Annotated in this window: 24 protein-coding genes and 1 tRNA gene; 13 read left to right on the top strand and 12 right to left on the bottom strand. The window is 72.8% G+C overall.

Going from position 1 to position 25,660, the window contains the following annotated elements; all coding sequences use genetic code 11:
* A partial coding sequence (locus EAD96_RS23630; RefSeq protein WP_121685814.1) for a metallophosphoesterase occupies positions 1–1,688 on the bottom strand: 1,688 nt, incomplete at its 3' end.
* A gap of 133 nt (positions 1,689–1,821) precedes the next feature.
* Here EAD96_RS23630 and EAD96_RS23625 point away from each other — a divergent pair.
* Positions 1,822–1,895 (top strand) — tRNA-Thr (locus tag EAD96_RS23625).
* A gap of 59 nt (positions 1,896–1,954) precedes the next feature.
* On the opposite strand, the gene EAD96_RS23620 is transcribed toward EAD96_RS23625, so the two are convergent.
* Entirely contained in the window at positions 1,955–2,902 is a 948-nt protein-coding gene (locus EAD96_RS23620) for an AraC family transcriptional regulator (protein WP_121685813.1), read from the bottom strand.
* Positions 2,903–2,988: 86 nt separating this feature from the next.
* On the opposite strand from EAD96_RS23620, the gene EAD96_RS23615 reads away from it, so the two are divergent.
* The gene (locus tag EAD96_RS23615; RefSeq protein WP_121685812.1) at positions 2,989–3,945 is read left to right on the top strand and encodes an SDR family NAD(P)-dependent oxidoreductase; all 957 of its coding nucleotides are present in this window, start codon (positions 2,989–2,991) and stop codon (positions 3,943–3,945) included.
* Positions 3,946–3,949: 4 nt separating this feature from the next.
* Here EAD96_RS23615 and EAD96_RS23610 read toward each other — a convergent pair whose 3' ends face one another.
* Positions 3,950–4,783 (bottom strand): TrmH family RNA methyltransferase, encoded by an 834-nt coding sequence (locus tag EAD96_RS23610; protein WP_121685811.1) that lies wholly within the window; start codon positions 4,781–4,783, stop codon positions 3,950–3,952.
* Between the two features lie 223 nt (positions 4,784–5,006).
* Between EAD96_RS23610 and EAD96_RS23605 the strand changes: the two genes are divergently transcribed.
* Positions 5,007–7,181, top strand: coding sequence for an acyltransferase family protein (locus EAD96_RS23605; protein ID WP_121685810.1), 2,175 nt, complete (start codon positions 5,007–5,009; stop codon positions 7,179–7,181).
* 5 nt (positions 7,182–7,186) lie between these two features.
* Here EAD96_RS23605 and EAD96_RS23600 read toward each other — a convergent pair whose 3' ends face one another.
* Positions 7,187–7,807, bottom strand: a complete 621-nt coding sequence (locus tag EAD96_RS23600; protein WP_121685809.1) for a pyridoxamine 5'-phosphate oxidase family protein — start codon at positions 7,805–7,807, stop codon at positions 7,187–7,189.
* A gap of 167 nt (positions 7,808–7,974) precedes the next feature.
* On the opposite strand from EAD96_RS23600, the gene EAD96_RS23595 reads away from it, so the two are divergent.
* Genes EAD96_RS23595 through EAD96_RS23585 form a run of 3 tightly spaced genes read left to right on the top strand, consistent with a single transcriptional unit; the run spans position 7,975 to position 10,143 of the window.
* Positions 7,975–8,481, top strand: a complete 507-nt coding sequence (locus tag EAD96_RS23595; RefSeq protein WP_121685816.1) for a DUF2231 domain-containing protein — start codon at positions 7,975–7,977, stop codon at positions 8,479–8,481.
* Complete coding sequence (locus EAD96_RS23590; RefSeq protein ID WP_120572026.1) at positions 8,478–9,014, top strand: Hsp20/alpha crystallin family protein; 537 nt, start codon at positions 8,478–8,480, stop codon at positions 9,012–9,014. Before EAD96_RS23595 ends, EAD96_RS23590 begins: the two co-directional genes overlap by 4 nt.
* 7 nt (positions 9,015–9,021) lie before the next feature.
* A complete protein-coding gene (locus EAD96_RS23585; protein WP_121685808.1) occupies positions 9,022–10,143 on the top strand; it encodes a glycosyltransferase family 9 protein in 1,122 nt (373 codons plus the stop codon).
* Here the strand turns inward: EAD96_RS23585 and EAD96_RS23580 are convergent.
* Together EAD96_RS23580 and rfaE2 are read right to left on the bottom strand one after the other, a co-directional pair.
* Positions 10,118–10,990: a glycosyltransferase family 2 protein gene (locus EAD96_RS23580; RefSeq protein ID WP_120572024.1), complete on the bottom strand. Its 873-nt coding sequence runs from the start codon at positions 10,988–10,990 to the stop codon at positions 10,118–10,120. The genes EAD96_RS23585 and EAD96_RS23580 overlap by 26 nt on opposite strands.
* A complete protein-coding gene (gene rfaE2, locus EAD96_RS23575; RefSeq protein WP_233586142.1) occupies positions 10,987–12,858 on the bottom strand; it encodes a D-glycero-beta-D-manno-heptose 1-phosphate adenylyltransferase in 1,872 nt (623 codons plus the stop codon). The genes EAD96_RS23580 and rfaE2 overlap by 4 nt, the downstream gene beginning before the upstream one ends.
* A gap of 123 nt (positions 12,859–12,981) precedes the next feature.
* On the opposite strand from rfaE2, the gene EAD96_RS23570 reads away from it, so the two are divergent.
* Positions 12,982–13,539, top strand: a complete 558-nt coding sequence (locus EAD96_RS23570; protein WP_121685807.1) for a type 1 glutamine amidotransferase domain-containing protein — start codon at positions 12,982–12,984, stop codon at positions 13,537–13,539.
* 54 nt (positions 13,540–13,593) lie between these two features.
* Complete coding sequence (locus tag EAD96_RS23565) at positions 13,594–15,261, top strand: MDR family MFS transporter (protein ID WP_120572022.1); 1,668 nt, start codon at positions 13,594–13,596, stop codon at positions 15,259–15,261.
* A 7-nt stretch (positions 15,262–15,268) separates the two neighbouring features.
* Here EAD96_RS23565 and EAD96_RS23560 read toward each other — a convergent pair whose 3' ends face one another.
* Complete coding sequence (locus EAD96_RS23560; RefSeq protein WP_120572021.1) at positions 15,269–15,760, bottom strand: NUDIX domain-containing protein; 492 nt, start codon at positions 15,758–15,760, stop codon at positions 15,269–15,271.
* Positions 15,761–15,860: 100 nt separating this feature from the next.
* Between EAD96_RS23560 and EAD96_RS23555 the strand changes: the two genes are divergently transcribed.
* A complete protein-coding gene (locus EAD96_RS23555) occupies positions 15,861–17,495 on the top strand; it encodes a fatty acid--CoA ligase (protein ID WP_199733280.1) in 1,635 nt (544 codons plus the stop codon).
* A 180-nt stretch (positions 17,496–17,675) separates the two neighbouring features.
* Here the strand turns inward: EAD96_RS23555 and EAD96_RS23550 are convergent, their stop codons facing one another.
* The 4 genes from EAD96_RS23550 to EAD96_RS23535 form a co-directional block, all read right to left on the bottom strand.
* Positions 17,676–18,689 (bottom strand): NADPH:quinone reductase, encoded by a 1,014-nt coding sequence (locus EAD96_RS23550; RefSeq protein ID WP_121685805.1) that lies wholly within the window; start codon positions 18,687–18,689, stop codon positions 17,676–17,678.
* A gap of 51 nt (positions 18,690–18,740) precedes the next feature.
* Entirely contained in the window at positions 18,741–19,409 is a 669-nt protein-coding gene (locus EAD96_RS23545) for an HAD family phosphatase (RefSeq protein WP_121685804.1), read from the bottom strand.
* 31 nt (positions 19,410–19,440) lie between these two features.
* On the bottom strand, positions 19,441–20,289 hold the full coding sequence (locus tag EAD96_RS23540; RefSeq protein WP_199733279.1) for a hypothetical protein: 849 nt from the start codon (positions 20,287–20,289) through the stop codon (positions 19,441–19,443).
* 139 nt (positions 20,290–20,428) lie between these two features.
* A complete protein-coding gene (locus EAD96_RS23535) occupies positions 20,429–21,085 on the bottom strand; it encodes an FKBP-type peptidyl-prolyl cis-trans isomerase (RefSeq protein WP_233586141.1) in 657 nt (218 codons plus the stop codon).
* A gap of 156 nt (positions 21,086–21,241) precedes the next feature.
* On the opposite strand from EAD96_RS23535, the gene EAD96_RS23530 reads away from it, so the two are divergent.
* Entirely contained in the window at positions 21,242–21,634 is a 393-nt protein-coding gene (locus EAD96_RS23530) for a PPOX class F420-dependent oxidoreductase (RefSeq protein ID WP_121685801.1), read from the top strand.
* 48 nt (positions 21,635–21,682) lie between these two features.
* Here EAD96_RS23530 and EAD96_RS23525 read toward each other — a convergent pair whose 3' ends face one another.
* On the bottom strand, positions 21,683–22,702 hold the full coding sequence (locus tag EAD96_RS23525; protein ID WP_121685800.1) for a Ku protein: 1,020 nt from the start codon (positions 22,700–22,702) through the stop codon (positions 21,683–21,685).
* 87 nt (positions 22,703–22,789) lie between these two features.
* Here EAD96_RS23525 and ligD (EAD96_RS23520) point away from each other — a divergent pair, with 87 nt between their 5' ends.
* The 3 genes from ligD (EAD96_RS23520) to EAD96_RS23510 all read left to right on the top strand — a co-directional run bounded on the left by ligD (EAD96_RS23520) (position 22,790) and on the right by EAD96_RS23510 (position 25,428).
* Complete coding sequence (gene ligD, locus EAD96_RS23520) at positions 22,790–23,728, top strand: non-homologous end-joining DNA ligase (RefSeq protein ID WP_121685815.1); 939 nt, start codon at positions 22,790–22,792, stop codon at positions 23,726–23,728.
* Complete coding sequence (gene ligD, locus EAD96_RS23515) at positions 23,718–24,632, top strand: non-homologous end-joining DNA ligase (RefSeq protein ID WP_121685799.1); 915 nt, start codon at positions 23,718–23,720, stop codon at positions 24,630–24,632. The genes ligD (EAD96_RS23520) and ligD (EAD96_RS23515) overlap by 11 nt, the downstream gene beginning before the upstream one ends.
* A gap of 76 nt (positions 24,633–24,708) precedes the next feature.
* Positions 24,709–25,428, top strand: a complete 720-nt coding sequence (locus tag EAD96_RS23510) for a TIGR03089 family protein (RefSeq protein WP_121685798.1) — start codon at positions 24,709–24,711, stop codon at positions 25,426–25,428.
* Positions 25,429–25,660: the final 232 nt, after the last annotated feature.

Raw genomic sequence — 25,660 nt, 5'->3', positions numbered from 1 at the left:
GGGGTCTTCGGGGTCAGCCACGGGGCCGTGGGGGACTGGTCCGGGTTCAGCTGCCAGTCGTGGGACACCTTGTCGACGGCGATCGGGTAGATCGTCAGCGTGCCGTCCCTGTCGATCCGGAACCGCAGGAACGCCTTCGAGTCCTCGATGCCCTGCCCCGCGAACAGCTCGTTCAGGTTCACCCCGAACGCGCCCGCCACCAGCAGGTAGAGCGCCACGAGCTGACTGGCGACCAGACCGCTCACCGGCCCGTAGAGCACCACGGCGGCGACCGCCGGCAGCGGCCACGGCCAGTCGTAGAACGGCAGCTGCAACCAGACCCACGTGCCCCCGGCGGCGAGCGCCACCTGGGCCAGCCCGTGCGCCACCCCGAGGATCCAGTGCCGGGCGTGCCGTTTCCCGCCCGCCGTGGGCGGCTTGGCGAAGAACACCGCACCCATCATCGCCACCACCAGCATGATCGCCAGCGGCACGCTGAACAGGCGCTGCTCGGTGGTGCCCACCCGCTGCACCGCCACCCCGGCCATCGCCAGCATCAGCAGCGTGTGCAGCGTGCCGAGCAGCGTGGTGAAACCCGGGTTGCGGAACGGCAGCCGGGCGAAGATCCCCCAGCCGTACCGGCGGGAGCGCGCCTTGTCCGGATAGCGCGCGGCCAGGTCGTACTCCCGGGTGTTGCTGGCCCGCCGGGTCAGCGTGTCACGCGGCGGCACCTCCAGCTTCTCCGGCAGCCGGTGCGTCGGATAGAGGTAGGCGCCGCCACCGCCGCACGTGATGAGCTGCCGGTCCGGCCCGGCGTAACGGGCGTAGTGGTGCAGGTCGCCGGAGACCAGCACCCGTACCTGCGCCCCGGTCGGCGCGACGAGGGTACGGATGAAGTAGTCGATCGAGTCGTACGCGTTGGGGTGGTCGACGGCCTTGACCCACGTCGGCGCCGGCACCGCCAGGATCACCTTGGACTCCGGGGTGAGCTTGCGGGCCACCTCGTCGAAGTAGGTGAGCTGCGGGTCGTCCAGGTACGACCCGGACTGGTCGTCGAGGCCGAGCAGCCACCAGCCGGCCGGCAGCTCGACCGCGAAGTACGAGCGGGACTGGCCGGTGCCCCAGCCGGCGAAGTGCCGGTCCCGGGTGCGCACGAACAGGCGCAGGAATGCGGTCAGCCCGTCGTACCAGTCATGGTTGCCGGGCACCGCGAACAGCGTCGGCTTCTCCGGCGGGGCGACCGGCAGCGCCGCCTGGTACGGGCCCTTGCAGCGGTCCTCGTACGCCTCGTAGCCCGCCGCCGGGTAGACCTGGTCGCCGCCCATCACCAGCGTCTGCGCGCGGGGGAGCCGGTGCCCGTCCACTGTCAGCTCCGGCTGGGCGAGCAGGTACGCCACCGAGTACGTGGCGTCGAAGCCGTCACCCAGGTCGGCCACGTAGTCGAGCCAGAGCCCACCGTCCGGCCCGACCTGCCGGAACGTGCCGTCGCTGAACGCGTTCTGCAACTCCCGCTTGTCCAGGTACGCCCCGAACAGCATGGCCAGCAACGTACGCAGGCCGGTGCTGATCAGCAGCAGCGGCGCGAGCCAGGGCACCGGCCGGCGCGGGGTGAAACCCAGCTCCCGGGGGTCGATGCGGCGGGGGCGGCGGGTGGCCCGCTCGCCGGGATGCGCCTCGGGAGCCGGTGGTCGCGGCGGTTCGTCGGTCACCCGCCGCAGGGTAGTCCGGAGCGGGCGGGAAGTCTCTCCCGTGGCGGGGCGGATGTGGTCCGGTGTCCGGGTTCGGGGACGGGGGGATCCGGTTCGGCTTCCGCCAGGGCGTGCCGTACACTTGACGATCGTTGCCGCCTTAGCTCAGTCGGCTAGAGCGACGCACTCGTAATGCGTAGGTCGACGGTTCGATTCCGTCAGGCGGCTCGGTGCCGAAGCCCAGGTCAACGACCTGGGCTTCGCCGTTTCCGGAAGCCCGGGCGACCTCACCGCGGCTCGGGGGGAGCGGGCGGCGCAGCTTTCCGCTCCGGCTGGCGGCGGGCCCTGCGGTACGCCTGGGGCGAGAGTCCGGTGACCCGCTTGAACGCCACGCTCAGCGCGCTCTCCGAGCCGTATCCGACGGCGCGGGCGATGGTGGCGATCGTGTCCTCGGAGCGGCGGAGCCGGTCGGCGGCCAGCTCGATCCGCCACCCGGTGAGGTATTCCAGCGGGCCGTAGCCGACCACCTGCTTGAACCGGGCGGCCAGGGTCGAGCGGGACACCGCGGCGCATCGGGCCATGGCCGCAACGGTCCACGGACGTTCCGGGTGGGCGTGCATCGCGCGCAGGGCCGGGGCGACCGCCGGGTCGGTCAGGCCCGCCAGCCAGCCCGACGGGGTTCCGTGGTCGAGGTGCAGACGCAGGATCCGGATCAGCATGACCAGCGCGAGATGGTCGGCGACCAGCCGTCCGCCCGGGCGACCTTGCCGGAGTTCGGCGTCGATCTCCCCGACCGCCCACCGGACGGTTTCCGCCTCCGGTGTCGCCGCGGGCACGTGGATGACCGGCGGAAGACTGTCCAGCAGCAGGTCACGGGAGCGGTCGGTGAAGGAGAACGCGCCGCCGACGAGGAGAACATCGTCGCCGGAGCCGGTCCGGGCCACCCCGTCGGACGCCGCTTGGAAGATCGGTCCGGCGGGTGCGGCCGGCACGTCGAGGTCGCTGGCCAGCGTGTAGTTCACCGGCCGGGTCAGGAGGAAGCAGTCGCCCGCGTCGAGGGGCACCGGCTCCGGCGCGGAGTCCACCCGCAGCAGGCAGCGTCCGCGCCGTACGGCGTTGAACTTGACCCCGGTCGGCGGGTCGAAGCGCACCGCCCAGCGCCCGCCGGCGGTCAGGGCGGCCGAGACGTGGCTCGTTGCGCCGAGCAGGGCGAGCACGTCGTCCAGCGGATCCACCCCATCCCCTTCCTTGGACGCACGCTGAAGAGTGGTGGACTCCAGAGTACGGACAGTCCAACGGTCGTGCTCCTAGCGTGGATGTCATGACAGAGACCAACCGACTGAGCACCCCGTTCACGGCTCGCACCACGGCGGCCGAGATCCTCGACGGCGTCGACCTCACCGGACGCCGGATGATCGTCACGGGTGGTGCCTCCGGTATCGGCACCGAGACCGTCCGGGCGCTCGCCGGCGCCGGGGCGGAGGTCACGGTCGCCACCCGCGATCCGGCCCGGGCGGAGCCGCTGGTGGCGGAGTTCGCCGGCCGGGTCCACGCCGCCGCGCTCGACCTGGCGGACCTCTCCTCGGTGGACGCGTTCCTCGCCGGCTGGGACGGTCCGCTGCACGCGTTGGTGGCGAACGCCGGGGTGATGGCGATCCCCACCCGGCAGCTCACCGCCGAGGGCTGGGAACTCCAGTTGGCGACCAACTACCTGGGCCACTTCGCGCTCGCCCGGGGCCTGCACCCGCACCTGCGGGCGGCCGGGTCGGCGCGGGTGGTGTCGGTCAGCTCCGGAGCACACCTGCGGGAGGCGTTCGACTTCGACGACCCGCAGTTCGAGCGGCAGCCGTACGACCGCTGGGCGGCATACGGCCGGTCGAAGACCGCCGCGGTCCTGCTCGTGGTGGGCATCGCGCGACGGTGGAGCGGCGACGGGATCACCGCCAACGCGCTGAACCCGGGCTTCATCACCACCAACCTCCAGCGGCACATGGATGACGAGACACTGCGCGCCTTCGGGGCGATGGACGAGGCGGGCAACCGCATCGAGCAGCCCTACTACAAGACGATCGCCCAGGGAGCGGCGACGTCCGTGCTGCTCGCCGCGTCGCCGCTGGTCGAGGGCGTCACCGGCCGCTACTTCGACGACAACCAGGAAGTCGACGTGGTCGCCGGCGGCCCGGAGGCGACCGGCGGGGTGGCCGCCCACGCCGTCGACCCGGCCGCCGCCGACCGACTCTGGGAGTGGGCGGAGGCGGTTCTCGCGGGCCGCCGGTGACCGGTCACCGCCACCGGTGCCCGGCGCGCTGCCGGGCCGCCTCGTACAGCGCCACCGTCCCGGCCGCCGCCGCGTTCAGGGAACTCGCCGCCCCCACGATCGGGATGCGCACCATCCGGTCACTGGCCTCCTGCCAGCCCTTGCTGAGCCCGTGCGTCTCGTTGCCGACCAGCAGGAGCGTGGGGCCGGTCAGGTCGTGCTCGGCGACGTCCACGTCCCCGTGCTCGTCCGTACCGATGATCTGGATCTGCGGGAGCCCGTCCGCGCGCACCGCGGCGACCCAGTCCAGGACGTCGCGGTGGCCGGCGACGCGCACCACCGGTACGGCGAACAGCGACCCGGTGGTGGCCCGGACCGCCTTCGGGTCGTACGGGTCGGCGGCGTGGCCCGTGATGATCACGCCGGAGGCGCCGAAGGCGTCAGCGGAGCGGATCAGCGTGCCGATGTTGCCCGGGGTCTTGGGGCGGTCGAAGACCACCACGAGCATCGCCGGCCCGACCGGGATGCGGGCCAGGTCGTCAGCGGGCTGCGTCACCACTGCGAGCAGCTCGGGGGACTCCTCCTCCTTGCCGCTCAGTTCCCGCATCAGCTCGGGCGCGAGGGCGACCCGCCTCGCGTCGGCGCGGTCGAGCAGGTCACGGCACCAGCGGGACAGGGGCTGCCGGTCCGGGTGGAGGAGGGCGCGGATCTCCCAGCCCTGCTCCAGGGCCACCGTGATCGGGCGTACCCCCTGAACCAGGAACTCCCCGGACCGCTGCCGCTTGGTGCGGTTGGTCAGCAGCGCCTGCCACTGCTGGAAGCTCGCGTTGCGGGTGGTGATCGTCAAGGTCTTCGCCACCCGCCGATTCAACCCCATCGCCTGCCGGCGTCACCCGCCGTATCCACCCTGCCCCCTACGCCGCCGGGCGACGGACTAGGGTCGGAACGCCTGCTCGTCGCACCGGAGCGTCCGCCCGCCGCGCCGCGGCATCCGCTCGACGAGGCGGTGCGGCGTGATTGTCCGCCGCCTGACCAGCCGCTATCGTTCCCTCGCCCCCAGCCCGCAGAGTTTGAGGATCGCGATGACTTCCCCGCCGTTGACGAAAGTTACCGATCGGGAAGCTTCACCGGTCGAGGAGCCGGGCGGTACGACGACCGGACGCGAGCCGGGCAGGGAGGCGACGCCGAGCCGGTTCCGGGCCGACGTCGCCGGGCTCCGAGCTGTCGCCGTGGGACTGGTGCTGCTCTACCACGCCGGCCTGCCGTTCATCCCCGGTGGCTTCGTCGGCGTCGACGTCTTCTTCGTGATCTCCGGCTTCCTCATCACCGGGCAGCTCATCTCCGAGATCGAGCGCAGCGGGCGGGTCTCGCTCACCGGTTTCTACGCGCGCCGGGCCAAGCGGATCCTCCCCGCGGCAACGGTGGTGCTGGCGGCCACCGCAGTGGCGGTCCGGCTGTTCGTACCCCGGGGTGAGTGGCAGGTCATCGGCGGCGACATCGCCGCCGCGGCGACGTACGTCGTGAACTGGCGGTTCGCCGACCGCGCTGTCGACTACCTGGCCGAGGACGTCGCGCCGTCGCCGGTGCAGCACTTCTGGTCACTCGCCGTGGAGGAGCAGTTCTACCTGCTCTGGCCGCTGCTGATCGTGCTGGCCATCCTCGCCGCGCGCAGGCTCCGGCGGGCGAGGGTACGGCCGGTCCTGTGGGTCGGTCTCGCGGTGCTGGCGGTGCCGTCGTTCGTCTGGTCGATCGTCGAGACGGCCGATTCGCCGGAGCGCGCGTTCTTCGTCTCCACCACGCGGCTGTGGGAGTTGGCGGTGGGCGCGGCGGTCGCGCTGCTGGCGGTCCGCGCCGCGCGGATGCCCCGGTCGGTGGCGGTCGTCCTCGGGTGGCTCGGTCTCGCCGCGATCGTGGCGGCGGCGCTGCTGGTCAGCGGGAAGACCGCATGGCCGGGGTACGCGGCGGCGCTGCCCACGCTCGGCGCGGCGGCGGTGATCGCAGCCGGCGGCGCGGCCGGCTCCCGGGGGCCGGTGATGGTGCTCGGCCTGCGTCCGTTCCAGTGGATCGGTGACCTGTCGTACTCGCTGTACCTGTGGCACTGGCCGATGCTCGTGGTGGCCGCCGCGCACTTCGGTGACCTGTCGGTGACCGAGGGTCTCGTCGTGGCGCTCGCCTCGGTGATCCCGGCCTGGCTCACGTTCCGGCTGGTGGAGAACCCGCTGCGCTACTCGCGGAAGATCTCCACGTCGCCGCGTCTGGCGTTGAGCCTGGGTGGCAACTTCACGCTCGCCGGCATCTGCGCCGGCCTGGTCCTGGTGCTGATGGGCGCGTGGGCCGCCGCCGCGACCACGACCAAGAGCCGGTACGCCCCGGGTGCCGCGCTGCTGTCCACAGCGCCCGGCACGGCGCCGATCGGTCCGGTGCCGGAGCGGTTCGACGCGATCACGCCGGACCCGCTGCAGATCCGGCAGGGCTTCATGGACGTGCCCGACACCAACCGGGACAAGTGTTTCCAGCAGGTCGAGGGCGCCGAGGTGCTGTCCTGCACGTACGGCGTCCCGAACGGGTCCACCACCGTCGCGCTCGTCGGCGACTCGAAGATGGACCAGTGGCTGCCCGCGTTCCAGGTGCTCGCCACGCAGAACGACTGGAAGCTGCTGATCATGGCGAAGGCGGGATGCGCCTTCACCAGCGCCCAGGTGCTCAAGGGTGACGGGTCCGGCAAGCCGTACACCGACTGCATCGAGTGGAACCGCGCGCTGCTGGACCGCCTGGTGCGGGAGCGCCCCGACTACGTGGTCACCTCGCAGTCGGCGTCGACGGCCCTGGACGGCGGGGGCAAGCGCGCCACTGTCGCCGCGATGGTGTCCGGCGTACGGGCCTCGTGGAAGAAGCTCGACTCGGTGGGGACCAAGGTCGTCGTCCTCGCCAACAACCCTCATCCGGGCGCGGCGGTGGCCTGTGCCGACAAGAACCGCAAGCGCCTGTCGGCCTGCGCGTTCGACCGGGAGCGGCACGACCAGGACCCGGGGTACCGGATGCAGCGGCAGGCGGTCGCGGGAGCGCCGAAGGTCAAGATGATCGACCTGTTCGACGCCGTCTGCCCGACCGACAGGTGCCCGGTGGTGTTCGGCAACGTGCTCATCTACCGGGGTGGCTCGCACATCGGCGCGGCGTACGTGAAGACCACTGCGCCGCACCTCGCCCGCGCCCTGTCCGACGTGGGCGTGCCGACGCGCTTCACCCCGGCGGGGTAGCGGGGTCAGCGGTAGAGCGTCTCCAGGTAGGCCGGGCCGTAGTGGCGCTCCAGGTCGGCCAGGCTCTCCGCCGGGGCCTCCACCTCCTTGATCAGCCGGGCCCGCGTCGGCAGCGCGTCCGGCTGCCAGGTCTCCGGCTGCCACAGCTCGGAGCGCAGGAACGCCTTCGCGCAGTGGTAGAAGATCTCCTCGATCGCGACCTCGACGGCCAGCAGCGGCCGGTGGCCCTTGACCTCCATGTCGGCGAACCACGGCGCGTCGGCGATCAGCCGGGCCCGGCCGTTGATCCGCAGCGTGTCGGTGCGGCCCGGGATCAGGAAGATCAACCCGACGTGCGGGTTGGTCAGGAGGTTGCGGTAGCCGTCGGCCCGCCGGTTGCCGGGCCGCTCCGGGATCGCGATCGTGGTGTCGTCGAGCACCAGCGCGAAACCGCGCGGGTCGCCCTTGGGGGAGACGTCGCAGGTGCCGTCCGCGCCGGCGGTGGCGATCAGGCAGAACGGCGAGGCGGCGAGCCACTCCCGGTCGCGTTCGTGCAGCTTACGGCGCTCCTTGGTGGCCGCCCGCGCCATCGGTGTGCCGATCAGCTCGCGTAGTTCGGACTCGCTGGTGATCTCCCGGGTCGTCACGTCTTCCTCCCCCGTCCGTTGACCTTGACGGCGGTTCCGCCGCGCGACGGGCCGTGATCCGCCACTGTCAGCCTAGGAGAGCGCGTCGAGCGCCGGGTTTGCCCCCGGGGCCGGCGGGTAGGGACCGGATCGCAGCGTGCGTCCGGACGCGACGGATGGAGGCCGAGATGGAGAGCCGACTGAAGGTGCTCGGCCATCCCATGCATCCGATGCTCGTGATGTTCCCGGTGGCGCTCTTCGTGACCGCGGTGATCTTCGATCTGGTGGACACCGTGGGCGGGCCCGGCTTCCTCGCCGAGGTCGCGTACTGGAACATCACTGTCGGTCTGATCGTCGGCCTGCTGGCCGCGGCGGCCGGGGCGTTCGACCTGCTCGCCCTGCCGGCCGGCACCCGCGCCAAGCGGGTCGGGCTCACCCACGCCGCCGCCAACGTGGCGGTCATCCTGCTGTTCGCCGCGGTCTGGGCGGTGCGGCTCAACGCCGACTCGCGGGCGGCCGGCGGGTCGCTCGTCGCCATCGAGGTGGTCGCCCTGGCGATCCTCGGCGTCAGCGCCTGGCTCGGCGGCGAACTGGTGGACCGGCTCGGCGTCGGCGTCGACCCTGATCACGATCTCAACGCGCCCAGCTCGCTGCGACCCCACTCGGCGACACAGCGGATCGGAGACGTGCGATGACCGAACAGAGCGGCGGACGAGGCTGGCGTGGCCGCCAGCAGGGCTGGGATCCGATGGGCGAGCTCCAGTCGCTGCGCTCCGAGCTGAGCCGGCTGGTCGGCGGACGCTCCGGCAACCAGGACGTGGATCTGGCCGAGACGGCCGACGGCTGGGAGGTGGTCGTCCGGCTCCCGGGCGTCGCGCCGGAGGAGGTCGCCGTCGAGCTGGACGACCGGGAGCTGTGTGTACGCGCCCGGTCGGAGGCCGAGGTGAACGCCGACCACGGCATCCCGGGCGGGTTCACCACCCGGGGCTTCGAGTACCGCGTGGACCTGCCGTCCCGCGTGGACCCGGACCGGATCGACGCGGTGATGGACCACGGCCTGCTCCGGGTGCGCCTGCCCCGGGCGTCCCGGTCCGCGCCGCGCACCATCACCGTCGGCCGCACCGGCCCGCGACCGGGCGCCGACCGTACGCCGATGCCCGCCGACCCGGCCGCGGACCGGGAGCTGCACCACCCGGACACCGCGCTCGACGAGATCGACAGGCCGTAGGGGCCGCGTGACCAGCTCAGCGGTGCTCGGCCCGGTCGGCGAGCGCGTTCCGGACGTCGAACGGATCGCCGTGCTGCGCGCCAACGCGCTCGGTGACTTCATCTTCGTGCTGCCGGCGCTCGACGCGCTGCGGTCCGCGTATCCGTCGGCGGAGATCGTGCTGCTCGGCGCGCCGTGGCACGCGGCGCTCTGGCGCGACCGGCCCGGCCCGGTGGACCGGGTGCTGGTGGTGCCGGCGGCGCCGGGCATCCGCGACCCGGGGCCCGGCGAGTCACCCGGTGACGTGCCGGCGTTCCTGGCCGCCGCCCGCGCCGAACGGTTCGACCTGGCGTTGCAGGTGCACGGCGGCGGCGCCAACTCGAACCCGTTCGTCGCCGGGCTGGGCGCCCGGGTCACCGCCGGCCTGCGGGCCGAGGGCGCGCCGCCGCTGGACCGGTGGCTGCGCTACGTCTACTACCAGCACGAGGTGATCCGCTACCTGGAGGTGGCCGCGCTGGTCGGGGCGCCCGCCACCACGATCACCCCGGCGCTCGCGATCACCGCCGCCGACCGGGCGGAGGCCGCCGCCGTGCTCGGCGAACCCACCCGGCCCCGGGTCGCGTTGCACCCGGGCGCCACCGACACGCGGCGCCGCTGGCCGCCGGAACGCTTCGCCGAGGTCGCCCGCGCGCTCACCGGAGACGGGTACGAGGTGCTGGTCACCGGTACGCCCGCCGAGCAGGAGACGGTCGACGCGGTGGTGGCGGCGGCCGGAGTGCCGGTGCGCCCCCAGGTCGGCACGCTCGGCCTGGGCGCGCTGGCCGCCGCGTACGCGGACTGCGCGCTCGTGGTCTCCAACGACACCGGCCCGCTGCACCTCGCCGCCGCCGTGGGCGCGCCGACGGTCGGTGTCTTCTGGGTCGGCAACCTGATCAACGGGGCGTCGCCGCTGCGTGGGCGGCACCGCCCGATCGCCGCCTGGACCACTCTCTGCCCGGTCTGCGGCGTCGACTGCACGCCCGGGATCTACCCGCACCGGCCGGGCGACGGGGAGTGCCCGCACCGCGTGTCGTTCGTGGCCGACGTGCCGGCCGCCGAGGTGGTCGAGGCGGCCCGCGAGCTGCTCACACCTCCGCAGGCGACTCGCTGAGCACCACTTCCCACGCCTCCACGTCGCGTTCGGTGACAGTGGTCGGTGACTCCAGGTGGTACGCGCCGCTGGGCAGGACACCGGCGCCGCCGTGGCGCTCCAGCACGGCGAGTTGCGCGGCGACGTCCTCGCCCTGGTGCCGCTCGGGCAGCCGCTCCCAGAAGTCGAAGCCGCCGGAGTCGACGAGCTTGGCCCGGTCGTAGAGCACGCACCCGCCGATCCAGGAGACCTTGTACGCCCGCCACTCGCCCGCCGCCAGGTCCAGCTTCTCGGTGACGTGCAGCAGGTTCGCCGCCGGGTGGATGGACGCCCGGTGCCATTCCGGCGTGCCGGGCTGGATGCGTTCCGGCACCGGCGGCCCGGTCCACTCCTCGTAGTGCTGGTGCGTCTCCGGGCGGACGTCGTCGGCGTAGGAGAGCCCGTGCACCGCGTTGCCCACGAACCCGCAGCCCAGCTCGTCCAGCGCGGTCACCAGCCGGGACAGCGCACCCGGCTCCAACCACACGTCGTCGTCGAGGCAGAGCACGGCGTCGGCCGCCGACTGGGCCAGCAGGTAGGACCGGTGTTCGGCCAGGCCGCGCCGGGGCAGCCGCCGGGTCAGCAGCACCGGGTGCCCCCGGTGCCGCAACGCCCGGACCATCGTTGCGGCGGCCGGGTGGGCGTACGCGGGCTCGCCGTCGGACTGGTCGCTGACCACCACCCCGAACCCGGGTACGCCCTCCTGGGCGGCCAGCCCGGACAGCGTGACAGCCAGTTCGGCGGGCCGGTTGCGGGTGGGGATCAGCACGTCGAGCCGCCGGTGCTGCCGGAACCGTCCGGGCGTGCCCGGGTCGAGCGGACGGGTCACGCCGGCCTGCCCTCGCCCACGGCGGGGCTGTGCTGCTGGTCGGGAACGGCCTCACGGCTCTCGCTCATGCTGTGCGACTGGGCGCGGATCCGGTCGATGATCGCCGAGGTGGAGCGGTCCGGCACGTACCCGAGCGTGCGCACCTGCCCGCCCAGCCGCCGTACCAGCGGCGCCTCCGGCACCATCTCCGGCGGGTAGTCGCCGCCCTTGACGTAGACGTCGGGGCGGACCGCCTCGATCAGCCGGGCCGGGGAGTCCTCCTCGAAGACCACCACGTGGTCGACGCAGGCCAGCGCCGCCAGCAGGGCGATCCGGTCCTCGACCGGGTTGACCGGCCGGTCCGGGCCCTTGAGCCGCCGTACGCTGCCGTCCGAGTTGACCGCCACGATCAGCAGGTCGCCGAGCGCGCGGGCCTGGGTCAGGTAGCGGACGTGCCCCGGGTGCAGCACGTCGAAGCATCCGTTGGTGAACACCACCGACCGCCCGGCCTGCCGGTGCTCGTCCACCAGCGCGGCCAGCTCGTCGGCGCCGACCAGCGCCGGATGCCCGCCCTCGTCCGCGCCGGTGCCGAGCGCGGCCAGCAGATCCTGCCGGCGGCACACGCACGTGCCGGTGTCGGCGACCGTGATGGTGGCGGCGAGCTGGGCGAGCTGGGCGGCGGTGGGCAGGCCCGCGTCGGCGGCGAGCGCCAGCGTCATGGCCGCCAGGTACGCGTCCCCGGCGCCCACCGCGTGGCTGGCCGGGACCGGGGTGCTGTGGCTGCGCCGGGGCTCGCCCTCGGCGCCGCCGACCACAGCGCCCTCGGTGTCCAGGGTCACCGCCACCACGTCGGCGCCGGTGTGCTCGCGCAGCTCGGGCAGGCGGGACTCGGCCAGCACGGCCCGGTCGACGCCGGTGCCGGCCGCCGCGCTCACCGTCACGCCGGTCCCGGTGACGCTCAGCCCGTCGCCGGTCAGCGCCACCCGCTCCTCGCCGGGCGTCGGCTCGCCGGTCGGGCCGGTCGGGGCCTCGGCGGCGGGCGTACCGGAGGTCGGGTGCGGGCTGCCCGGTACGCGCTCACCGGATCCGCCGGGCGCGGCGCCCACCATCAGCTCGGACGGGCCGTCGGCCTCCGCCGGGTGGTTCAGGTGCAGGTCGTCGCCGCCGGGGACGGCACCCCGTTCGGCGTGCGCGAACCCGGCGGCGGCGCGGGCCAGCAGCCGGGTCGCCTCGGCGAAGCTCGGCGTCACCACTGTCGGGTTCAGTCCGCGCCAGTCGGCCAGGTCGTGCGCGTCGAGCGCCACGGTGCCGTACCGGTCGCGGTTGGCGACCAGCCAGGCGCGTACCGCCGAGGGCAGCGCGCCCAGGCCGTAGTCGCAGACGACGAGCGTGAGCGGCTGACCGCCGGCCACCGCGCGCAGCTCCTCGGTGGCGCAGTGCAGCGCGGTCAGCAGGCGGGCCACCCCGTCGGCGTCCAGCCCGTCCTCCGGGCCGCCGGAGTCCTCGCGGAGCAGGATCTGGTTGCCGGCGAGCATCCGCCGCTTGACCGGCGTGGGCCGGCCCGGCTGGCTCACCGTACGGTCCCAGACCGCCGCCCGGTCCAGGCAGTCGTGCAGTTCGTCGCCGGCCACGTCGGCGCCGACCGGGGCGACGAGCGCGGCCCGGCCGCCGAGCGCCGCGACGTTCACCGCCGTGTTGGCGGCGCCCCCCGCCGCGGAGATCCGCCGCCGCAGGGTGAGGACCGGTGCGGGCGCCTCGCGGCAGAGCCGCTCCGACTCGGCGAACCGCCACTCGTCCAGCATGGCGTCCCCGACGACCAGCACGGGACGCTGCTGCCAGCTCGCCACCACGGTGGCGAGCCGGCGCTCTTCCGCTGCTGCTCCTGCCATGCCTCTGCGGATCCCCCCGGGCCGTCTGGCCAAACATGGTGCGACGCGGGCCACCCGATGCGTCCGGTTTCGCGGCATCGGGCGGGGGAACCGTGCAGACGTACCCCGGAGAGGAGAAGCAGCATGGCAGCGACACTTCAGGGCAAGCGCATCGCCTTCCTGGCCGCCGACGGCGTCGAGGAGGTCGAGTACACCAAGCCCCGGGAGGCGGTGGAGAACGCCGGCGCCCAGGTCGAGCTGGTCTCCATCGAGTCCGGCACGATCCAGGCCTTCAACCATCTCGACCACGGCAAGCAGTACCAGGTCGACGTCACCACCAAGGAGGCGGACGCCGGGGCGTACGACGGCCTGGTCCTGCCCGGTGGCGTGGCGAACCCCGACTTCCTGCGTACGGACCCGGAGGCGGTCCGGTTCGTCAAGGCGTTCTTCGACGCCGGCAAGCCGGTGGGCGTGATCTGCCACGGCCCGTGGACGCTCGTCGAGGCGGACGTGGTGCGGGGCCGCACCATCACCTCCTGGCCGAGCCTGCGCACCGACCTCACCAACGCCGGCGCGAACTGGGTCGACCAGGAGGTCGTCACCGACAACGGGCTGGTCAGCAGCCGCAAGCCGGACGACCTGCCGGCGTTCTGCGCCAAGATCGTCGAGGAGTTCGCCGAGGGGCGGCACACCGCCCGCTGAAAACTCACAGTCCCACCGGGGGCATGATCCGCCCCCGGTGGGATAGGAAGCGGGATGACCGCCCAGGCCGCCCGTCCCGCGTTGCCCGCCCGCCAGATCCGCCTGCTGATGTTCGGTCTGATGACCGGCATGCTGCTGGCGGCGCTGGACCAGACCATCGTCGGGACCGCGCTGCCGACCATCGTCGGCGAGCTGGGCGGCATCAACCACTACTCGTGGGTGGTCACCGCGTACCTGCTGGCCTCGACCGCCTCGACACCGCTGTACGGCAAGATGGCCGACCTGTACGGGCGCCGGCCGGTCTTCCTGTTCTCCATCGGGATGTTCCTGCTCGGCTCGCTGCTGGCCGGGCTGTCGCAGAACATGACCCAGCTGATCGTCACGCGCGGTGTGCAGGGCTTGGGCGCCGGTGGCCTGATGACGCTGGCGTTCACCATCATCTCGGACGTGGTGTCGCCCCGGGAGCGTGGCCGCTACCAGGGGTTGTTCGGCGCGGTGTTCGGCGTCTCGTCGGTGGCCGGACCGCTCGTCGGCGGCTACTTCGCGGAGAACAACTGGCGGTGGATCTTCTACATCAACGTGCCGCTGGCGATCCTCGCCATCGTGGTCTGCTGGCACGTCATGCGGCTGGTGCCGTTCGAGCGCCGGGAGCACACAGTCGACTGGATCGGCGCGGCGCTGCTGGTCGCCGGCGTGAGCTGCCTGCTGCTGGCGCTGAGCTGGGGCGGCGCCGAGTACGCCTGGGGCTCCGGCGTGATCGTCGGGCTGTTCGCCGCGGGCGCGGTGCTGGGCGTGCTGTTCGTCGTCCAGGAGGCCCGGACCAAGGAGCCGATCCTGCCGCTGCGGCTGTTCCGCAGCGCCACGTTCGCGCTCGCCAACGGCGCGGGTTTCGTGCTCGGCCTGGTGATGTTCGGGTCGATCATCTTCATCCCGCTCTACCTCCAGATCGTCAAGGGCGCCTCGCCGACCCGCAGCGGTCTGCTGATGCTGCCGATGATGGCCGGCGTCATCGTCACCTCGGTGCTCACCGGCCGGGCGATGAGCCGGATCGGCAGGTACAAGTGGTTCCCGGTGGCCGGCGCGGCCGTGCTGGTGGTGGGCATGTTGCTGTTCCAGCAGCTCCAGGTGGACACCACGCTGTGGGCCGCGTTCGGCTACATGGTGGTGATCGGCGTCGGGCTGGGCCTGTGCATGCAGTCGCTGATCCTGGCCGTGCAGAACGCGGTGAGCGTCCGCGACCTGGGCGCGGGCACCTCGTCGGCGACGTTCTTCCGGTCGCTCGGCGGCTCGTTCGGCGTGGCCATCCTCGGCGCGGTGCTGTCGTCCCGGCTCACCGCCGAGATGTCCGCGCGGCTGCCCGGCGCGCTGGCGCAGCTCCCGCCGGAGCAGCGGGCCGCGGTGACGGCCGGCGGGGACTTCTCGATCAACGACCCGGCGGCGATCCTCGCGCTGCCCGCCCCGGTGCGCGCCGCCGTCCAGGCCGCGTTCGTCGAGTCGCTGCACCTGGTCTTCCTGACCACCGGGCTGATCGCCGTGATCGCCGTCCTGGTCACCCTGGCCATGCCGAACCTCCAGTTGCGCGGCACCGGCCCGCAGGGCGCCACCGGCGGCGCCGACCCGCTCGGCGGGAAGGCGCCCGCGCCCGGCGGCAAGCCGCTGACCAAGGAGTCGAAGGACGAGGCCGCCGCCGACATGGAGGCGAAGTCGCAGACGATGCTGTGACAGGCGGCTACTTGAGGATCAGCCGGTTGGTCTGCTCGAACACGTCCAGGTCGGCGAGCGTCTCGTGCACGCTCGACGACAGCGGGTGCGGGAAGTCCGCCGGGCGGAAGAACCCGGCGTCCGTGGTCTCGTCGGTGAACCGGTCCAGCTCGCCGTCCCACTCGTCGACCCGGAACGCCGTGGTGAAGACCTGGTACGTGTGCCCGTACATGTTGGTCTGGGTCCGGTCCGGGCCGGTGTAGAGCGCGAACGCGCTGACCCGCAGCGCGCGCAGCCCGGTCTCCTCGCGGACCTCCCGGACCGCGCAGTCGGCGATTGACTCGCCGAGTTCCATGGCACCGGCCGGCAACGCCCACTGGCCGTTGTCGGAACGTTGGATCAGCAGCACCCGGGCGGCGTTGTCGCGCACCACGGCGCGGGCGCCGACGAACATCAGGGTGCGGTCACCGGCCAGGGCGCGGAGTTGCCCCACGTACGAGTCGGCCCACGAGATGCTCACCCGGACAATCTACGCATCATCCGTGATCACCTCGGCGAATCCGGGGGGTTCCGCAGATGTGACCGCCGCCACTACTTTGTTACCCATGCGTAGCACGATGATGGATGCCCCTCTCCAGGTCGCCCGGATCCTCGAACACGGCTCCACCGTGCACGGCGCGGCGGAGGTGGTCACCTGGACCGGTGCCGAACCCCGCCGGATGACGTACGCGGAGGTCGGTCGCGCCGCAGCCCGGCTGGCCCACGCGCTGCGCGACGAGTGCGGGGTGACCGGCGACGAGCGGGTCGGCACGTTCATGTGGAACAACAACGAGCACCTGGTGGCGTACTTCGCCGTACCGAGCATGGGCGCGGTGCTGCACACGCTCAACATCCGGCTCTTCCCCGACCAGGTCGCCTACATCGCCAACCACGCGCAGGACCGGGTGGTCCTCGTCGACACCACGCTCATCCCGCTGCTCGCCCGGGTGGTCGGCGAGATGACCACCGTGGCGCACGTGGTGGTCGTCGGCGGTGGCGACCCGGCCCCGCTGCTGGCCGCGGCCGGCGACCGGATCACCGTGCACCACTGGGACGCGCTGCTGGCCGACCGTCCGGACCACTTCGACTGGCCGGCGGTGGACGAGCGCGACGCCGCCGCCCTCTGCTACACCTCCGGGACCACCGGCAACCCCAAGGGCGTCGCCTACTCGCACCGCTCGATCTACCTGCACTCGCTCCAGGTCTGCATGCCGGAGGGCTTCGGGCTCGGCCCGAACGACCGCGAGCTGGCGATCGTGCCGATGTTCCACGCCATGTCGTGGGGCCTGCCGTACGCGGCGTTCCTCTCCGGCGCCTCGCTGATCATGCCGGACCGGTTCCTCCAGGCCGAGCCGATCGCCGCGATGATCGCCGCCGAGCGGCCCACACTCGCCGGTGCGGTGCCGACCATCTGGACCGACCTGCTGGCCTACCTGGACGCGCACGAGGTGGACCTCTCCTCGCTGAAGGAGGTCATCGTGGGTGGTTCGGCCTGCCCGCCGTCGCTGATGCACGCGTTCCACGACCGCTACGGCATCGACGTCATCCACGCCTGGGGCATGACCGAGATGTCGCCGCTGGGCTCGGTCTCCCGGGCGCCGGCCGGTGCCACCGGCGACGACGCGTGGCGCTACCGCTACACGCAGGGCCGCGTACCGGCGGGCGTGACCGCGCGAATCGTCGGCCCGCTGGGCGAGCCGCTGCCCGCCGACGGGACGTCGGTGGGTGAGCTGGAGGTACGCGGGCCGTGGGTGACCGCCCGGTACATCGGCGACGACGCCCCGGATCCGGAGAAGTTCCGGGACGGCTGGCTGCGGACCGGTGACGTCGGCACGCTCTCGCCGGACGGCTACATCACGCTCACCGACCGCGCGAAGGACGTGATCAAGTCGGGCGGGGAGTGGATCTCCTCGGTCGAGCTGGAGAACGCCCTGATGGCCCACCCGGCGGTGCTGGAGGCGTGCGTGGTTGGCGTACCGGACGAGCGCTGGGACGAGCGGCCGCTGGCCACTGTGGTGGTCCGCGAGGGCGCCTCGGTGACCGCCGAGGAACTGCGCGACTTCCTCGCCGGCTCGGTGGCCCGCTGGCAGTTGCCGGAGCGGTGGGCGTTCATCGACGCGGTGCCGAAGACCAGCGTCGGCAAGTTCGACAAGAAGGTGGTGCGCTCGCGGTACGCCGACGGCGGGCTCGACGTGCGGGAACTGACCGCGTCGTAACGTTTCGCGGCGTACCGTCGCCTACACGGGCAGGAACATGTTTCCAACGGGCATTCCTCCCAGAGGGCGGCCCCGGCGTTCGCACCGCGCCGGGGCCGCCCGTCCGTTACGGGGTGACCCGCACCGTCATTGTTGCGAAACTTGTTCGCGTCTGTCCGGCTGTCGGGGAAATCCGGTCGCCTACTCGTCGGCGGTGCTCACCAGCACCTTGCCCACCACGCTGTCCTGCACTGCCTGCTGTGCGGCGGCGGCCTCCGCCAGCGGATACCGGTGCAGCGGCAGGCCGGCCTCCTCGCCGACCCGGATCGCGCCCTGCGCCACCGCCGCCGCGATGTCCGTGACCGCCTGCGCCTTCGCCACCTTCGGCGCGGTGTAGATCAGCACGAACTGCCAGCGCGCGTTCGGGACCATCAGCGGCCGGATCGGCAACGTCACCTCGTCGCCGCCGTCGTCGGCGTACACGCAGACCGCCCCGCCGGTGCGCAGCATCCGTACGTCGGTGGCGGCGTTGCGGGCGGCGGACACCTCGACGATCGTGTGCACCCCGTCGGGCGCGACCTTGCGGACCTCCTCGACCACGTCCTGCTCGCGATAGTTGATCACGAAGCTGGCCCCGGCCGCCGCCGCGAGCTGCGCCTTCTCCGGGCTGCTCACAGTGGTGATCACACACGCGTCGGCCCAGCGGGCGAGCTGGATCGCCGCGTTGCCCACCGCGCCCGCGCCGCCCTGCACCAGCACCACGTGGTCGCTCAACGCGCCCGCGTGCAGCTTGTCCGGCATGAACTCACCGGCGGTCAGGCAGCGGTGCGCGGTCATGAACGGGATACCGAGCGCCGCACCCAGGTCGAACGAGGCCGGACCGAGCGGCACCGCGTGCCGGACCGGGACCAGCGTGTACTCGGCGGCGGTGCCCCACGGGCGCTGCCACGCCGCCTCCCACACCCAGACCCGCTCACCGATGAGCGTCCGGTCCACGCCCTCGCCGACCGCCTCGACCACCCCGGCGCCGTCCTGGTGCGGGATCTGCCAGCCGGCTGGCAGCGGCCACGCCTGGCGGGCCTTCCAGTCGGTCGGGTTCACCCCCGACACGGCCATCCGCACCAGCACCTCGCCCGGCCCGGGTTCCGGCACCGGCCGTTCGACCACCTGGAGCACCGAGGCGTCCCCGCTGCGCTCGTACACGATCGCCTTCATGGCTGTCCCCTCACCGTCGTCGCGTGATGGCGCTACCCCGCCGCCTACCGATCATTCCGCCGGCCGCCCGCCGAGTGACTCGACCACCTCGGGCGTGAGCGCGCCGATCGAGGGGAGCAGCACGGCCGCGAGCGCCTCCGCGTCCGGATCGAGCGGGTACGAGCCGTGCGGCACCGCCACCACCCGGCACCCGGCGGCGGCCGCCGAGCGGACCCCGTTCGACGAGTCCTCCACCGCCACGCACCGGGCCGGGTCGACGCCCAGCCGCTGCGCCACCGCGAGCCACACGTCGGGCGCGGGCTTGCCCCGGGCGGTCTCCTCGGTCGACAGCGTCGCGCCGAACGCGCCGGCCAGGCCCGTCGCGTCCAGCGCCGCCGCGATCAGCCGGGTCGGCGAGGAACTGGCCAGCCCCAGCGGCCACCGCGCGGCCATGCGGCGCACGACCGCGTCGGCGCCGTCGATCAGCGGTACGCGCTGTGCGTACCGCCGGGCCATCTCGGTCACCACCTCCGTGGCGACCTGCTCGGCCGACCTGTCGACGCCCAGCTCACCGCTCAGGTAGCCGGCCCACTCGGCGGTGCTCATGCCCATCAGCCGACGCTGGGTGTCCGGCTGCCAGGTGCCACAGTGCTCGGCCACGTACGCCCGCCGGACCTCCTCCCAGACCGGCTCGGAGTCCACGATCACGCCGTCCAGGTCGAAGAGCGCCGCGTCCACCATGCCGCCATCCTGCCCCAGCCGGCGGCCGGACTCACCGCGGCAGCGCCGCTCCGGCCGAACGCTGCGCCGGAAGGCCGATCGGGGCCTTCGCCGGGATGATCGTGCGACAGCGCGTCGCGATCGGTTCCAGCAGCTCCCGCAACCGGGCGGTACGCTCCGCGCCCAGCGCCCGCCACGGACCCGACGCGGCCCGGTCGGTGGCCTCCTCGACCACGCGGAACGTGTCCGTGGCGTAGGGCGTGGGGCTCAGGTCGGCGGTCAGCCAGCCCTTGTCCACCAGGCGCTGCTCGGCGGCGGTCCACTGCTCGTCGGTCCAGCCCCGGGCCGGCTGGTGGAACTCGCGGGACTGGTCGACCCGGCACCGCCAGGCCACCACCTCGACCGGTTCCAGCCCGGTGGTGACCAGCGCCGCGACGTGGCCGTCGCCGCGGTGCTCGCGCAGCGTCGCGGCGGCCTGCCAGAGCCGGGCCAGCGGGTACTCGCCCCGGGGCAGGGCGGCGTTCACCGCGCCGAGCACCCGCCCGGCCGTGTCCACCAGCCCGGCCGCCTCCTCCAGCAGGTCGGCGGCCTCGACCAGGTGCGACTCGGGCAGCTCGTAGGTGAACTCGGCGAGCGCCTGCACACCACCGGTGAGCCGGGCCCGCAGCGCCTCCTCCGGGGTGGCCAGACGCCACACCGACGGCAGGGCGCGGGCCACCATGGCCGGCGCGAAGCTGAAGAACGCAGCAGTCACCGCCGGCGCGTCGACCGCCCCGAGCGGCGCGGCCCGGCCGGCGAAGTAGCCGCGCCAGTAGCCCCGCAGCCCGACCGCCTCGAACGCGGCCCGGGCACGGGGGTGGAAGTAGGTCACCGCGTGGACCGGCTCGTAGAGCGTCCACATCTGCCGGGTCACCCCGGCCTCGTCCAGCGCCGCCACGTGCACCTCCGCGTCGGTGGGCAGATCACCACGGGCGGACGTGCCGCCCGTGGTGACCATGAACCTACTGCCGCTGGGTGACCGGACGGAAGCCCGGAGTGATCTACTGCGCAGCGAGCACGTCGACGACGAAGCGCAGCGGCCCGGCCGGACGACCGCCCGCGGCGTCGTTGCCGTACGCCAGCTCGGCCGGAAGGTCCAGCTGGACCCGGCTGCCCACCGGCACGCCGACCAGGCCCTGGTCCCAGCCCTTGATGACCTGGCCCACGCCGATCTGGAAGGTGGCCGGCTGGCCGCTGTCCCAGGACGCGTCGAACTGCTTGCCGTCCTTGTAGAACACGCCCACGTAGTTGGTGGTGATATTCTGGCCGGCCTTCACCGCCGGGCCGCTGCCCTTGACGAGCGTGGTGACGGTGAGCTTCTTCAGCTCACCGGTGCCGGCCTGCACGGTCGGCTTGGTCTTCAGCGCCGGGTCGAAACCGGCGGGCAGCTCCTGGGCGGGCGCGGCGGGCTCGGCCGGCGCGGTCGGGCTGGCCGAGGAACCGGCGGTGGACGCCTTGTCGTCGTCCCCGCTGTTCAGCCAGACCAGGCCGCCGACCAGGGCCACCACCGCGAGCACGCCCACAGCCGCGCCGAGGATCGACTGCCGGCGGCGACGCGCCTCGGCTGCCTTCTTCTCGGCCAGCTGGGCGGCCAGCCGCCGCTGTGCCTTGGTGGCCGGGGCCTGGCCCGCCGACCGGTTCTCCACACGCTCGCTCACGTCGACTCCCTGCAGGGTGGGTGGGTGCGCCCCCGGCGGGCCGCCGCCGAGGCCAGCGCACACGGTACCCGCCCGGAGCCCCAGCGTGCCCCTACGGCCGCCACGATCCGGACACGAAGCCCGATACGAGGGCACCGCGCGGGGTAGTTTCCGACCATGGCGATCCTCAACGAAGAAGACCTGGCCCTGCTCGGCGAGCCGCAGCTCGCGCACGTGGCGACGGTCGAGGCCGACGGCACCCCGCACGTCACCCCGGTCTGGGTGGACACCGACGGCGAGCACGTCGTGTTCAACACGGCCAAGGGCCGGCAGAAGTACCTGAACATGTCCCGCAACCCGGTGGTCGCGGTGTCGGTGGCGGACAAGGCCGACGACTACCGCACCCTGTGGATCAAGGGCACCGTCGAGTTCGTCACCGAGGGCGCCGACGAGCACATCGACCGGCTGGCGAAGAAGTACCTGGGCCAGGACGCCTACCCCTGGCGCCGCCCCGGCGAGGAGCGCGTCATCGTCCGCGTCACCCCGACCGAGAAGCTCGGCCGCGGCTGAGCGGCGCGGCCCCGCCGTCCATCGAGGGCGGGGCCTTCGCCGTACGCGTCAGGCGCTCTTCTTCGCGGCCGTCTTCTTCGCCGGGGCCTTCTTCGCGGCGGTCTTCCTGGCCGGTTCGGCCTTCTTCTCCGCCGCCTTCTTCGCGGGCGTCTTCTTGGCCGCGGTCTTCTTGGCCGGTTCGGCCTTCTTCTCCGCCGCCTTCCTGGCCGGCGCCTTCTTCGCCGCCTTCTTCGCGGATCGGGCCGACGAGATCGGGGTCGGCTCGGCACCGCCACCGGACGGCGCCTCACCCCGGGCCGCCCGGGCCCGCTCGACCGACGCCTTCAGCGCCGCCATCAGGTCCACCGCGGCGGCCGGCGCGGCCTCTTCCTCCTCCGGCTGCACCACCTCGCGGCCCTCGACCTTCGCGTCGATGACCTCCTGCAACGCCGCCCGGTAGTCGTCGGTGAACGCGTCCGGCTCGAACTCCCCGGCCATCGAGTCGATCAGCGAACTGGCCATCGCCAGCTCCGGCGGGCGTACCTTCAGATCCTCGTCCAGGAAACCGAAGTCCGGCCGGCGGATCTCGTCCGGCCACAGCATCGTGTTGAGCAGCAGCACGCCCTCACGGACCCGCAGCGTGGCCAGCTGCTCGCGCTGGCGCAGCGCCACCTTGACGATCGCCACCCGCTCCGAGTCGGACAGCGCGTCGCGCAGCAGCACGTACGGCTTCGTCGCCGAGCCCTCCGGCTCCAGGAAGTACGCCTTGTTGTAGAGGATCGGGTCGACCTGCTCGGCCGGTACGAACTCCAGCACGTCGATCGCGTGCGACGTGCTCAACGGCAGGTCGGCGAAGTCCTCGTCGGTGAGGATGACCATCTCGCCGCCGCCGATGTCGTATCCCTTGGCGATGTCGTCGTAGGTGACCTCCTCGCCGCAGACCGAGCAGGTGCGCTTGTAGCGGATCCGGCCGCCGTCCTCACGGTGCACCTGGTGGAAACGGATGTCCTTCTCCTCGGTGGCCGAGTAGACCTTCACCCCGATCGACACCAGGCCGAACGACACCGCTCCTTTCCAGATCGCCCGCATTCCCGCGCTCCTCTCCCCGGTTGACCACCAGAATCGCAAACGATCGAACGGGACGCACGCGCTTCCGTGCGCAACTACAGTCAGGAGGTGCCCGGCGCGCCGTTGAAGCCGATGCTCGCGACGACCGGGCAGCTCCCGGCCGGCGCCGCCTGGTCGTACGAGTTCAAGTGGGACGGCGTACGCGCGCTCGCCGACATCTCCCGCGGCGACAGGCACTTCTACGCCCGCTCCGGCGTCGAGATCACCACCGCGTACCCGGAACTGCTCAACCTGGCCGAGCAGGTCGACGACGCGCTGCTCGACGGCGAGGTGGTCCTCTTCACCGACGGGCAGCCCTCGTTCACCGCGCTCGCCGAGCGGATGCACGTGCGCAACCCGGCCAAGGCGGCGCGGCTGGCGGCGACGGTACCCGTCACGTACATGATCTTCGACGTGTTGCGGCTCGACGGCGTCGACCTGACCGCCCGGCCCTGGCGGGAGCGGCGGGCGGCGCTGGAGTCGCTCGGGCTCGGCGCCGCCCGGTGGGCGGTGCCGCCGGTCTTCGGCGACGGCCCGGCCACCTACGCGGCGGCCGGCGAGCACGGGCTGGAGGGGGTGATGGCCAAACGGGTCGACTCGCTCTACCGGCCCGGCGTGCGCTCGCCGGACTGGGTGAAGGTCAAGCTGGAGGTCACCGCCGACTTCGTGGTCGGCGGCTGGCGGCCCGGCGCGCGGCGCGTCGGCGGCCTGCTGGTCGGCGTGCCCGGCCCGGACGGTCGGCTGATCTACCGGGGGCGGGTCGGCGGCGGGATCGGCGCGGCGATCGAACGGGAACTGCTGCGCGAGCTGGAACCGCTGCGCGCCACCGACTCGCCGTTCGCCGCCGGTGTGCCGCGCGAGGATGCCCGGGGCGCGATCTGGGTAACTCCCCGGATCGTGGTGGAGGTCAAGTACGGCCAGCGCACGCCGGACGGCCGGCTGCGCTTCCCGCGCATCCTGCGCCTGCGCCCGGACAAGCCGCCCGAGGAGGTCGACGATGCCGTCTGACCGGTTCAAGGTCGAGGTCGAGGGGCGCTCGCTGGAGTTGTCCAACCTGGACAAGGTGCTGTTCCCGAAGGCCGGCTTCACCAAGGGCGAGGTGATCGACTACTACACCCGGGTCGCCCCCGTGCTGCTGCCGCACCTGCACGACCGCGCGCTGACCCGGATCCGGTTCCCCAACGGCGTCGACGGCGGCTCGTTCTTCGAGAAGAACGCACCCGCCGCGACCCCCGGTTGGGTACGTACCGAGAACCTGCCCGCCCCCGGGTCGACGAAGGGGCGGGAGACCATCGACTACGTGGTCTGCGACGAACTCCCGACGCTCGTGTGGCTGGCCAACCTGGCCGCGCTGGAGCTGCACACTCCGCAGTGGAAGATCGGTGCCCACCCGGACATGATGGTCGTCGACCTGGACCCGGGCGCCCCCGCGGCGCTCAAGCAGTGTTGCCAGGTGGCGGTGCTGATGCGCGACCGGTTGGCTTCCGACGGGATCTCCTCGTTCCCCAAGACGTCGGGGAAGAAGGGCATGCAGCTCTGCTGCCCGATCGCCGGTACGCAGGACGCCGAGATCGTCTCCGACTACGCCAAGCGCATCGCGCAGGAGCTGGAGCAGGCGCACCCGAAGCTGATCGTGTCGAAGATGGCGAAGAACCTGCGCCCCGGCAAGGTCTTCATCGACTGGAGTCAGAACAACGCCGCGAAGACGACAGTGGCGCCGTACTCGCTGCGGGCCCAGTCGGTGCCGTCGGTGTCGACGCCGCTGACCTGGGACGAGGTCCAGGCCGGGGCGACGGGGAAACGGCCGTCGACGCGGCCGTACACGGCGGGTGAGGTGCTCAAGCGGGTGGAGAAGCAGGGCGACCTGCTGGCCCCGCTGCTCGACGGCGGTCCCGAACTGCCCGCGCGCTGACCCGGGCTGCTTCGGCTGCGCCGGACGGGCGGCTCGGACGGTTAGGGTGGGCGGACCGGCAGACAGGAGTCCGCGCATGGCCCACCAGGCAACCGTCGCCGTCACGCCCGACGCGGTCGGCTACCCGCTGCTCAGCTACCACGACGACGCGACCGGGGAACGCACCGACCTCACCGCCGCGCAGCTCGGCGAGTGGACCGCCCGCAGCGCCGGACTGCTGCGCGACGGGTGCGGACTGCGCCCCGGTGACCGGGTGGCGGTGCTCCTGCCGCCGCACTGGCGTACCGCCGCGGTGCTGCTCGGGGCCTGGTCGGTCGGGTTGACGGTCTCGTTCCGGCCCCGCGCGCTGGCCGGGCTGCCGGTGCTGGAACCGGGCGCGGACCGGCCGTACGACGCGGTGTTCGTGACCCCGGAGCGCCTCGACGACTGGCTGGAGGACGTGCCCGAGGGGACGCACCGCTACCTGGTGGGCACCGGGCCGGGCCTGCTCGCCGAGGTGGCGCCGGGCTGGCTGGACTGGTCCGCCGAGGTGCTGCGGCACCCGACCGACCCGCCGGACTACACAGCCGTCGACCCGTCCGACCCGGCCACGCCGGACGGCACCAGCTTCGGCGCGTGGCGCCGCCTGGCCGCCGAGATCGCCACCCAGCTCGACCTGCGCCCGGGCGACCGCCTGGTGATCGACCCGACCGAGGACGAGCAGCCCCTGAAGTGGCTCCTGGCCCCCTTGTCCGCCCGAGCCACGATCTTGATCCACGCCAACCCCAACCCCACCCCCTCGCCGCCGTCTCGCTGATCTTGCAGTCGCGGCCCTCTCGGTGCCGGATTTGTGGCTCTTGCCGGGGCCACAACCGCAAGATCAACGGCGTGGGGGTGGAGGCGGAGCGAGTTGCGGCGTTCAGGCGTGCACCTTGGGGGCCCGTACCCGTTCGCCGGGCCATCCTCGGCGGCATGTCCCGTCGATCTTGGAGTTGTGGCACCTCGTGTAAGCCGCTAAGCGGGCATCTGAGGCGCCACAACTCCAAGAT

It is taken from the genome of Micromonospora sp. BL1 (assembly GCF_003667485.1).
Lineage (GTDB): Bacteria > Actinomycetota > Actinomycetes > Mycobacteriales > Micromonosporaceae > Micromonospora > Micromonospora tulbaghiae.
This window is presented reverse-complemented; position numbering and strand designations above follow the sequence as displayed.